At 47.8% G+C, this 10,457-nt stretch carries 12 protein-coding genes and 1 pseudogene (1 of these 13 running past the window's edge); 4 read left to right on the top strand and 9 right to left on the bottom strand.

Features of this window, described 5'->3' with window-relative positions; genetic code table 11:
* The 6 genes and pseudogenes from tolR to ruvC all read right to left on the bottom strand — a co-directional run.
* Positions 1 to 105: pseudogene (gene tolR, locus HRU21_06590) on the bottom strand (protein TolR); it reaches 311 nt to the left of the window's first position.
* A gap of 4 nt (positions 106 to 109) precedes the next feature.
* Positions 110 to 796 carry a protein TolQ gene (tolQ, locus tag HRU21_06585; protein NRA41963.1) on the bottom strand — a complete coding sequence of 229 codons (687 nt, stop codon included), beginning with the start codon at positions 794 to 796 and terminating at the stop codon, positions 110 to 112.
* A gap of 9 nt (positions 797 to 805) precedes the next feature.
* Entirely contained in the window at positions 806 to 1,228 is a 423-nt protein-coding gene (gene ybgC, locus HRU21_06580) for a tol-pal system-associated acyl-CoA thioesterase (protein ID NRA41962.1), read from the bottom strand.
* 11 nt (positions 1,229 to 1,239) lie between these two features.
* The gene (ruvB, locus tag HRU21_06575; protein ID NRA41961.1) at positions 1,240 to 2,328 is read right to left on the bottom strand and encodes a Holliday junction branch migration DNA helicase RuvB; all 1,089 of its coding nucleotides are present in this window, start codon (positions 2,326 to 2,328) and stop codon (positions 1,240 to 1,242) included.
* Positions 2,329 to 2,406: 78 nt separating this feature from the next.
* Positions 2,407 to 3,024, bottom strand: a complete 618-nt coding sequence (gene ruvA / locus HRU21_06570; GenBank protein NRA41960.1) for a Holliday junction branch migration protein RuvA — start codon at positions 3,022 to 3,024, stop codon at positions 2,407 to 2,409.
* A gap of 12 nt (positions 3,025 to 3,036) precedes the next feature.
* A complete protein-coding gene (gene ruvC / locus HRU21_06565; GenBank protein NRA41959.1) occupies positions 3,037 to 3,573 on the bottom strand; it encodes a crossover junction endodeoxyribonuclease RuvC in 537 nt (178 codons plus the stop codon).
* 144 nt (positions 3,574 to 3,717) lie between these two features.
* On the opposite strand from ruvC, the gene HRU21_06560 reads away from it, so the two are divergent.
* Positions 3,718 to 4,320 carry a DoxX family protein gene (locus HRU21_06560; GenBank protein ID NRA41958.1) on the top strand — a complete coding sequence of 201 codons (603 nt, stop codon included), beginning with the start codon at positions 3,718 to 3,720 and terminating at the stop codon, positions 4,318 to 4,320.
* Between the two features lie 122 nt (positions 4,321 to 4,442).
* Positions 4,443 to 5,960 carry a hypothetical protein gene (locus HRU21_06555; protein NRA41957.1) on the top strand — a complete coding sequence of 506 codons (1,518 nt, stop codon included), beginning with the start codon at positions 4,443 to 4,445 and terminating at the stop codon, positions 5,958 to 5,960.
* 56 nt (positions 5,961 to 6,016) lie between these two features.
* Here HRU21_06555 and cysZ read toward each other — a convergent pair whose 3' ends face one another.
* The gene (gene cysZ, locus HRU21_06550; GenBank protein NRA41956.1) at positions 6,017 to 6,784 is read right to left on the bottom strand and encodes a sulfate transporter CysZ; all 768 of its coding nucleotides are present in this window, start codon (positions 6,782 to 6,784) and stop codon (positions 6,017 to 6,019) included.
* Positions 6,785 to 6,864: 80 nt separating this feature from the next.
* Between cysZ and HRU21_06545 the strand changes: the two genes are divergently transcribed.
* Both HRU21_06545 and HRU21_06540 read left to right on the top strand, forming a co-directional pair.
* Positions 6,865 to 7,692, top strand: a complete 828-nt coding sequence (locus HRU21_06545) for a hypothetical protein (GenBank protein ID NRA41955.1) — start codon at positions 6,865 to 6,867, stop codon at positions 7,690 to 7,692.
* 58 nt (positions 7,693 to 7,750) lie between these two features.
* A complete protein-coding gene (locus tag HRU21_06540; GenBank protein ID NRA41954.1) occupies positions 7,751 to 8,857 on the top strand; it encodes a beta-ketoacyl-ACP synthase III in 1,107 nt (368 codons plus the stop codon).
* 148 nt (positions 8,858 to 9,005) lie between these two features.
* On the opposite strand, the gene HRU21_06535 is transcribed toward HRU21_06540, so the two are convergent.
* Both HRU21_06535 and gatB read right to left on the bottom strand, forming a co-directional pair.
* A complete protein-coding gene (locus tag HRU21_06535; GenBank protein ID NRA41953.1) occupies positions 9,006 to 9,293 on the bottom strand; it encodes a hypothetical protein in 288 nt (95 codons plus the stop codon).
* 27 nt (positions 9,294 to 9,320) lie between these two features.
* On the bottom strand, positions 9,321 to 10,457 hold a 1,137-nt coding region (gene gatB / locus HRU21_06530; protein NRA41952.1), incomplete at its 5' end, for an Asp-tRNA(Asn)/Glu-tRNA(Gln) amidotransferase subunit GatB.

Genomic DNA, 10,457 nt, shown 5'->3' with positions numbered 1-10,457 from the left:
CATTGGGGCGGTGACCATGAAGATAACTAACAGTACCAACATGACATCTATATAAGGCACGACGTTAATATCTGAAGCAAAGCGATGTTTTGATGATTGAGCCATAAGATTAACCTTGCTTGGGCTTAGAGTGCGCTTGGCGATGCAAAATAGCAGAAAATTCTTCGGAGAAAGTCTGGTATTTTTTCAACAGTGCATCGGATTTTGCTGCATAGCGGTTATATGCCATAACTGCAGGGATCGCGGCAAACAAGCCAATAGCGGTAGCGATTAATGCCTCTGAAATGCCGGGGGCGACGGTTGCAATCGTTGCCTGCTGTAAATTCGCTAAGGAACGAAAGGCGTTCATAATACCCCATACCGTGCCAAATAGGCCGATGTAAGGCGAGGTTGAGCCAACCGTAGCTAAAAATGGCAGGTGGCGATCGAGTTTTTCTTCTGCACGCGACATTGCGACGCGCATTGCCCGTTCTGTGCCTTGCATGATCGCATCACCGTCGGCACCGGCTTGTTGCCGCAGGCGTGTATATTCTTTAAAACCGGCGCGGAATATACTTTCACTGCCACTCATCGCCTGTGAATGGGAAGCTTGGCGATACAGTGCTGACAGCTCAACACCTGACCAGAACTTGTCTTCAAATTTATTGTTGTCGCGTTGCGCTTTTTTAAAAAAAATCAGCCGCTGAATAATCATTACCCATGATATAAAAGAGGCCAATAACAATGTCAGCATAACTAACTGTACGACAATGCCTGCCTCAGATACCAGCGTCCAAAATGATAATGATTCGTTCATACTGCTCCCCTAAGAGTGTTTGGCTTGTTGTAATGCCTGATAAATTGGCTCAGGTATGGCGCAAGGCTTTTGTTGTATTTTATCAATGCAGGCGATTTTTACACTGGCCTCAGATAATAAGGTTTGTTCACGCCAGATATGCTGACGAAAGACGATTGAGCTTTTTTTTAAATGCATTATATGGGCTTCAACCGTCAGCCAATCGTCTAACAGGGCCGGTTTCTTATAATCGATATGCAAAGAGTGCACCACGAAAATACAGGCAGCATCAAAAATTGACTGTTTATCAAAGCCGAGCTGACGTAGACATTCAGTGCGCGCACGTTCCATAAAATTCAGATAATTCGCGTGATAGACAATGCCGCCAGCATCGGTGTCTTCGATGTAGGCGCGTGTATGCCAGCAAAAACGGTGGGTCAGTGATTCAGTCATTGTGGTCGACATTATTCATTTTGATTCAGACTTTGCGAGTCTTGCTCTAGGTTTGGCTCAAGGCTTTGTTCAAGGTCTAATGAAGACTGGGCGGCACGGCTATCGCGAAAAGATAAACCGAAGTGTTGATAGCCGCGCGCGGTTACGACGCGTCCGCGAGGTGTGCGCATGATAAAGCCCTGTTGAATCAGATAGGGCTCAAGCACATCTTCGATAGTGCCGCGTTCTTCGCTGATAGCCGCCGCCAGCGAATCTACACCAACCGGACCGCCGCCGAATTTCTCAATCATGCTTAAGAGCAGGCGCCTATCCATGGCGTCAAAGCCATATTCATCGACGTTTAGCATATTCAGGGCCGCATCTGCCATGGCGAGATTCACCCAACCTTCATTTTTAACGTCGGCATAATCTCGCACCCGTCGCAGCAGGCGATTAGCAATTCGCGGGGTGCCGCGCGCGCGTTTGGCAATTTCATGACAGGCATCGTGATCGATGTGAATCTGCAAAATGCTGGCGGCACGTTGCACAATATGGGCTAAGTCGTCGACCGCGTAATATTCAAGCCGCTGCACAATGCCAAAACGGTCGCGCAGTGGGGAGGTTAGCAGGCCTGCTCGCGTAGTAGCGCCCACCAGGGTGAATGGCGGTAGCTCAATTTTAATCGAGCGTGCTGCTGGGCCCTCGCCAATCATAATATCGAGTTGAAAGTCTTCCATGGCGGGGTATAACACTTCTTCGATATGTGGGCTCAGACGATGGATTTCGTCAATGAATAGTACATCGCCCGCCTCCAGATTGGTTAGCATAGCGGCTAGGTCGCCGGCTTTTTCTAGCACCGGGCCTGAGGTGGTCTTTAGCTCACTCTGCATCTCATTGGCAATGATATTGGCTAAGGTGGTTTTACCCAGCCCAGGTGGGCCAAAGATAAGGGTATGGTCGAGAGACTCCTGCCTTTTTTGTGCCGCGGCAATAAAGATTTCCATTTGCTCGCGCACCACTGGCTGACCTCGATAGTCAGACAGTGAGTTGGGTCGAACAGCACGGTCTTGTTGATCTTCTTGCTTGCCAGCTTGAGAAATTAATCGGTCGTCTTCAATCATAGTGGGTGATACAGCCTTTTTTGCAGTGTACCTTGCTTAGCAGAGAAAAGCTTGTGCTCAATGCTCAAGCTTGGCTGTTTATGCGTTTAGGGTTTTTAATGCAGCGCGAATAAGGCCCTCACTGTTTTCGGCACCGCTTGCGTTGTCGGCCTTAGCGATCATTTTGCTGGCCTCAGTCGGTTTGTAGCCAAGCGCAATCAAGGCTGACTCGGCTTCCGTGACGATCTGCTGATAATTATTTATCGGCGTGCTAGATGATTCTGGCAGCGGCTCTAAGGCAGGGCTGTCAGCTAGCCAGTCTTTGACGCGATCACGCATTTCAATCAGTAAGCGCTCGGCAGTTTTTTTCCCAATGCCGGGCACTTTTGTCAATGCGCTGACATCTTGTGCATGCACACACTGAATAAATCGCTGAGGCTCAAGCGTTGATAAAATAGTCAGTGCTAATTTAGGGCCAACGCCATTTACCTTAATAATGGTGCGAAATAGTCTGCGCTCGTCTTCACTGATAAAGCCAAATAATAACTGAGCGTCTTCGCGCACTACAAAATGCGTATACAGGGCTATCTCGCCCTGATCAGGCAGTTGGTAAAAGGTGCTCATCGGTGCTTGTATCTCATAGCCAACGCCGGCTACGTTGATCAGTAAATCTGGCGCTTGCTTGGCGAGAATCTCGCCTTTAATCCATCCAATCATATTACCCTTGCTTTATCGAACTCGCCCTTGCCGATAGTGGCTGGGGCGTTTGCCACTGCGATTGCCGGCCATTTTTAATAAATTATGTTGTGTATGCTGATGACAAATTGCGCAAGCCAGCGCATCGGCGGCATCTTCGGCAGGCGCTTTACTGAGCTTAAGCAGAGTTTTGACCATATGCTGTATTTGCTGTTTGTCGGCACTGCCTGTGCCCACGGCCGCTTGTTTGATTTGCCTTGCGGAATATTCATGCACGCTAAAACCCAGCACTGCGGCGGCGGTAATGGCTGCGCCGCGCGCCTGCCCAAGCTTGAGGGCAGAGTTGGCACTCTTGCCCACAAACACCTGCTCAATCGCAATGCTCTCTACCGCATGCTGGTGAATAATGGCCTGCAGTGACTCAAAGATAACTCGTAAGCGTTCAGAAAATTCATAGTCAGCCACGCGTATCACGCCAGAGGCAATATACTCGCTGCGATTGGCATGTGCGCGCACCACACCAAAGCCGGTATTGCGAGAACCTGGATCGATGCCTAGGATGATTGTCATACGCGTTCCTTGAATAACTACTGTATTTAAACACAGTNGTTATGGTTTGTCTTGTATTGCCGCCTTGCGCTTAAAAATAAAAAATGAACTTACAGCGCCACAAAATGTCGTATGCTGAATCAATAACAAAATAAAGGACTTCTGATGCAATCGTTGACGCGTGTTTATCACCAATTTTTTTCTCAGGCTGAAGATAAAGCTTCGGGCATAGCTGCACTTGCGCTGCGGCTTTATCTTGCGCCGGTATTTATGCAGGCAGGCTATAATAAGCTGAGTAACTTTGATAGCACGGCCGCCTGGTTTGGCAATTCAGATTGGGGTTTAGGTTTACCGATGCCTGAATTAATGACCGCCTTGGCGGGCGGCACCGAACTCATTGGGGGCGCATTATTGATTCCGGGTATTGCAGTGCGCTTGCTGGCTATCCCGTTGATGATCACGATGCTGGTAGCGATTTTTGCGGTGCACTGGCAATATGGCTGGTTAGCGATCGCGGATGCGAGTAGCTGGTTGGCCAATGAGCGTGTGCTCGATTCAGTGGCGCAACGCAGTAAAGCGATTGAGATTTTAAAAACGCATGGTAATTATGCCTGGCTGACAAAAAATGGCTCAATCACTATTCTCAATAACGGGATTGAGTTTGCGGTTACCTATTTAATCATGTTACTGAGCCTGTTTTTTAGCGGTGCAGGGCGATACACCTCGGTCGATTTTTATCTCAAGCGGCTGTGGCAAAAAGCCGATTAAACTTGAAGCTTGTTTGGTGGCTGGGTAAGCTTGCAGGCTGTTTATGACTTTGCCTCAGGTGTACTATTTTTCCGTCCACTATTTCTCAACTGTTTAATCGCTGGCCGCTGTGGCTGGCGCTATTGCTATTTTTAGCACTCAGCCACTATTTCTTTTTTCAAATTGGCGATGATAGCTATATTTACTTCCGCTATGTTGAGCAGGGTATGCGCGGTGCTTGGGGGCAGTGGACTAATCAGTTGTCGCCGGTAGAAGGCTTCTCCTCGCCGCTCTGGCTGGCCTTGCTTTATCTTATTGCGGCTTCTGGCCTGCCACTCATCGTATCGGTCAAGCTACTAGGACTTGGCTGCGCGGCTTTGACGCTGCTGATATTGTGGCTAACGGTGATGCGCCTATGCCGCTCTGTGCGCCTTGCAGATTTAGCGCTATTGGGCATGAGCCTTTCAGCAGGTTTTTATTTTTGGGCGAGTTCAGGCCTTGAAACACCGCTTTACGGCCTGTTATGGATAAGTCTGTGTTTTCTTGTGCTGACTCGACCGCAACATTATCTTACGTTTGCTTTGCTCGCGCTGTTAATGCTTGCTCGACCTGAAGGTGTTTTTTTAATGCCGCTGCTGCTGGTATTGCTAATAGTGGTGGCGCGCTATCGCCATATTCCAATCAATCGTTTAGCGATCTTTTTGTTGTTGGGCTTTGCTATTGTGGGCTTGAGTTTGCGCTGGCATTACTACGGCTTATTATTGCCAAATACCTACTATGCTAAGGCTTCTGGCGCGCTCCTGCCGCAAATTATGATGGGCCTATTTTATGCCATTCCACTGATCTGCATTGCGGCAGTATTACTGCTGCTTGCTTGGCGTCTGCGTGAGCCCACTTTGTCTATATTATTGGCCTTGTTGGCGAGTTTAGCGGCGTTTGTGGTTGGCGGCGGTGGCGATTGGATGTTTCATTATCGCCTATGGCAACCCTTATTGCCGATGCTGATAGTCAGTATATGTTATGGCTGGTATTGTTTGGGACGGCAAGAGACATCCGCTAATAAGGGTTTAAAACTCTGCTTACTATTAAGCTTATTGCCGCTGCTATTATTCTCAGTGCGGCCGGCAGATATTCTGGCAGCGAGCCAAGCACAGCGTTTACCGCTCGAGCAATATCAAGAAGGCACGATGACTCAGCAAAGCTTGGTCTTAGCCGAGCAAATGCGCGACTATATCGGTCAACATGGCCTGTTATCACAACATGGCCCGCAGCTGATTGCGGTGAATCATGCTGGCGCTTTGCCAGCGGCGCTGATAGAGCATAATTTCATTGATATGGTTGGCTTAAATGATGCCACGATTGCGGCCAGCCCTGGTCAGCTGCATGCAAAATACAATATTGATTATGTGCTCTCTAGTCAGCCCGATTTTGTGGTGTTAAATACCCGGGTGGCACCCGGCACTGACGGGATCTTTTATCACAAGGGTTATTGGCAGGGTGAAGACGCACTGGTTGATGATCCGCGCTTTCTTGCCAACTATCAGCCGACCGAGTTGCAGGTGTCGTGGCAATGGCAGATACCGTGGCCAATGAGTATGGTATATGACGGACACCCACAGTCGTGGATAGTGGTCTATCAGCGCCGAGCCACAGTAAACTGATGGTTTAGTGGATCATTTAATTGATCATTTTAGTTGTTAGAAATTGTTGCGCAGAGCTAGCTACTGGCCGCAAACTGTTGCTCTGTGTGTCGATGCCATAGCGCTGTGCCGCCAGCGACCGCAGCCGGAACCACGAACAGATTGACTAGCGGGATGAAGCTCGCAATAGATACCAGTACACCGAAGATTAAATGCTGCAGGCGTTGGCCTTCAATGATTTGCAACGATTGTTCAAATTTTAAGCCGCGGTTGTCAGCGGGGTAGTCAAGATAGTCAATCGCAATCAGCCAGGCACCGATCAATGGCACGACAATGTTCAGCACCGGTACAAAACTTAAAATCAGCATCAGCAGCAGCCACTTCAGACTTTTTAATAGTTTACTGATTTCTCGTGGCACGGCAGTTTTTAAGGCCTGCCAAAAATCAATATTGGCGTCTTCGGTGGCGGTATTAACGCCGAGCTGCGCTTCAACTTGCTCAGATAATATGGCGTTAAACGGTGCTGCAATCAGCTGCGTAATCAGCGTAAAGGTGTAAATAACAATCACCCCTGCACTGATAATAAAAAGCGGCCATAGCATATAGCTAATAAAGGCTAACCAAGCAGGCAGCCAGCTGGCAAATTGTCCGCGTAAGGCTTCAACATAACCATAGGCGGTATAAAAACCAAGCCCAAAAATAATAATATTGACCAAAACTGGCATCAGCGCATAGAGCCTGAGCCCAGGCCGATTCAACAGTTTAAAGCCAAACCATAAGGCCTGCAGTCCGTTTGGCAATATTACTTTTGGCTTATCTGGGGCAATTTGTAATGAAGATGACATCATTAATCCTTTGACACTTGCTAATAGGTCTATCCTATCAGTAAACTGCGCCGCTAATCTAAGAATTTTTAAGGCCCATTATGACTGCTGAAAAACTCATCGCTGTTGTTGAACAATCGCCTCAGGCGGTTGCGGTTCATGATAAAGCTGCGTGGATGGCAATTTTTGCGCAAAATCATGTGGTTGAAGATCCTGTGGGCTCAAGGCCGCATTTATCGGACGTGGGTGGTGCCGAGCCCCATCGGGCGCTAAGCCGCTTCTATGATACCTTTATCGCGCCTAACAAACTTGCCTTTGATGTGCAGCAAGACGTGGTTTGCGCGCAGCACGTGGTGCGCGATTTGGCGATTAACCTTCAAATGTCTGACAAGGTACATGCTCAGGTGCCGATGCATTTGCTGTATGAATTGAGTGAGGAAGCAGGCGAATACAAAGTGTCTCGCTTAGCGGCGCATTGGGAGTTTATGCCGATGATTATGCAGCTGCTGAAGCAGGGCTTTGCTGCACTGCCGGTTCTCGCAAGCCTTACGGTGCGCATGCTGAAATTACAGGGTATGTCAGGGGCAATGGGTTTTGCCAAAGCCGCCTTTAATGTTGGTCAGCAGGGTAAGCAGCAGGCGCTTAATTTTGAGCGCGCGCTAGCGCAAAAAGACCTTGCCGCATTACAGAGTTTATTTGTTGATACGGCAGATCGAATTCACTTCCCCTATGGTTCAGCGCCTATCAGCGCGGCTGAATTGCTGAAAAAGTCTGATTTGTCTTTGTCATTATCTAAATTACTGGTTTCGGGTGACGCGGTATCGGCTACTATTGAACAAACCTTGGACGGTGAGGTCAAACAAGGCGTGCTAATCTTTAAGTTTGATCGCAGTAGCTTAAAGTTTAACCAAGTCTTTTTTTATATTTAATCAGTGCGAGCTTGGGCGATTATGAAAGCCCCTGCCAATCAACAATAATGAGCCGCTTATGACAAATTGCGTGATTTCAGGAACCGGTCTGTTTACTCCCAGTGAATCTATCTCCAATCAGGAATTGGTGACGAGTTTTAATCAATACATTGATCAGCAGTACAGCGACTGCGACGATGCAGACAGGGCAAAGCGCTATTCGAGCGAGGCTTTTATTGAAAAGGCGTCTGGCATTAAACGTCGCCATGTGATGAATAAGTCTGGCATTCTCGATGCTGGCCGTATGGCGCCAGATATTGCTGAACGCAGTAATGAGGCACTTTCACTGCAGGCAGAAATGGCAGTTGCCGCCGCTAGCCAAGCACTAGATCAGGCCGGCTGCTCTGCAGCAGAGGTAGATTTACTGATTGTGGCCTGCTCGAATATGCAGCGAGCCTATCCGGCGATATCGATAGAGGTGCAGGCAGAGCTTGGTTGCCAAGGCTTTGCTTATGATATGAACGTTGCCTGTTCTTCTGCAACCTTTGGTATTGCTAACGCCGTGAGTAGCATTGAGGCGGGCCTTGCCACGAAGGTGTTAGTGGTTAATCCTGAGATATGTAGCGGGCACTTGGCGTTTGAAGATCGTGATTGTCATTTTATTTTTGGCGATGCCTGCACCGCAGTATTGCTTGAGAGCCAGGAGTCAGCGCAAGACAAGGCTTTATTTGAAGTGTTAGGTTGTAAATTACAAACCCAGTACTCGAATAATATTCGTAATAATGCCGGTTTTTTAAACCGTGCCGCGCCTGAGCATCGCAATGATCGAGATAAACTGTTTGTGCAAAATGGGCGCAAAGTATTTAAAGAGGTTTGCCCAATGGCAGCGCAGCATTTGACTGATCATGCGCAGTCATTATCGATTGCAACAGAGCAGGTGCAGCGCCTTTGGCTGCATCAGGCTAACTTGTCGATGAATGAATTAATTGCCAAGAAATTTTATGGCCGCGCTGCGACTGCTGATGAGTCGCCCGTTATTTTAGATGAATACGCGAATACCAGTTCTGCGGGCTCGGTGATTGCTCTGCATCAATATCATGATGATTTGCAGGCCGGTGATGTCGGTGTGTTATGTTCGTTTGGGGCGGGTTATTCTATTGGTAGTGTGGTGCTGCGTAAGGTTTAGCAATATATTTGCAAGCTATAACTAACAAAAAAGGCAGCTAGCTGTTAATAGCCTATGGCAATTAACATATGGCGATTAACATATGACGATTAACAGTAGCCGCAGCAATTAAGCTGCCTTTTTGATTGCTTGAATTAACATAGCTTTTTTATAAGTACTTGGCTAATGCTTCTGCGTAAGCGCCAGATTTTTTGTGTTGCTGAATTAGCTCAAGCAGACTAACGCCGTGCTGATCGCAAACAGCGAAATTTTTGCCGGCTTGCTGGTAAAAATCTAAAAACTGTTCAAAGTTTTCAATACGCATATTTTTATAAGCGTTATATAGGACATGGTAGTCAGGGTCGACGTCTGCAGGTGCCGCAAGGTCTAAAAAACTGCGCACACGTGCTTCGGTCCATACCTCATCTAATACTTTTTCTTTGTCTTTCTTTTGCATTTTTCTCTCACTAATAGATTGATCAAGCTAGCCATTAAGCTTTTGATTCAATAGTTTGTTCACCATGCCAGGGTTAGCCTGACCTTTTGATGCCTTCATGACCTGACCAACAAAAAAGCCAATCATTTTTTTACGTTTATCCGGCTCAGCTTCACGATAGTTTGTCACTTGTTTAGGGTTGTTTGCGATGATGTCATCAATCATGGTCTCAAGGGCGCCGGTGTCGCTCATTTGTCTTAAGCCCTTGGCGTCAATAATCGCATCTGGGTCGCCAGCGTGATCGCCAGACCACATCGCTTCAAATACCTGCTTGGCAATTTTGCCAGAAATCGTGTCGTCTTTAATGCGCGAAATCAATAGGCCCAGCTGCTCAGCAGAGATAGGACTTGCGCTGATGTCTATCTCATCTTTATTGAGTGCGGCCGCAAGTTCGCCATTTACCCAGTTGGCAGCAAGTTTGAAGTCGCCACAGGCAGTTGCGGTCTGCTCAAAAAACGCTGCTACCAGTCGATTATTGGCCAGTAAGGCAGCTTCTTTTTCAGCAATGCCGTAGTCATTGATAAAGCGATTCAATCTTGCCTCAGGCAGTTCGGGCATGTCGGCTTTTATACTGGCCAATAGCTCCTCACTGATGTCGATTGGCAGTAAGTCGGGACAAGGGAAATAACGATAGTCGTTGGCTTCTTCTTTGCTGCGCATCGCGCGTGCTTCACCGGTATCACCATTATAAAGACGGGTTTCTTGTGTGATCTTACCGCCTTCTTCAAGTACTTCGATTTGGCGCTCAACTTCTAGGGCAATACAGTCTTCCATAAACTTAAATGAGTTTAAGTTTTTGGTCTCGGTACGGGTACCAAACGCTGTCTCGCCCATTGGGCGCACTGAAATATTGACATCAAAACGCATCGAACCCTGCGACATATTGCCGTCAGAGATGCCAATGCTGGTGACGATGCTGTGCAGTTTTTTAGCAAAGGCAACGGCTTCCTCTGCATTGCGCATATCAGGTTCGGTTACAATTTCAATCAACGGCGTGCCGGCACGGTTAAGGTCAATGCCTGAGCAACCAGCAATCGCATCATGCACGGATTTGCCCGCATCTTCTTCAAGGTGGGCATGATGAATGCGAATCGTTTTGCTGTCGCCATTGCCTAATGCAATATC

It is taken from the genome of Pseudomonadales bacterium (assembly GCA_013215025.1).
In the GTDB taxonomy this organism is placed as follows: domain Bacteria; phylum Pseudomonadota; class Gammaproteobacteria; order Pseudomonadales; family DT-91; genus DT-91.
Note: the sequence above shows the minus strand (reverse complement) of the source record. Positions and strands in the feature narration are given on the sequence as shown.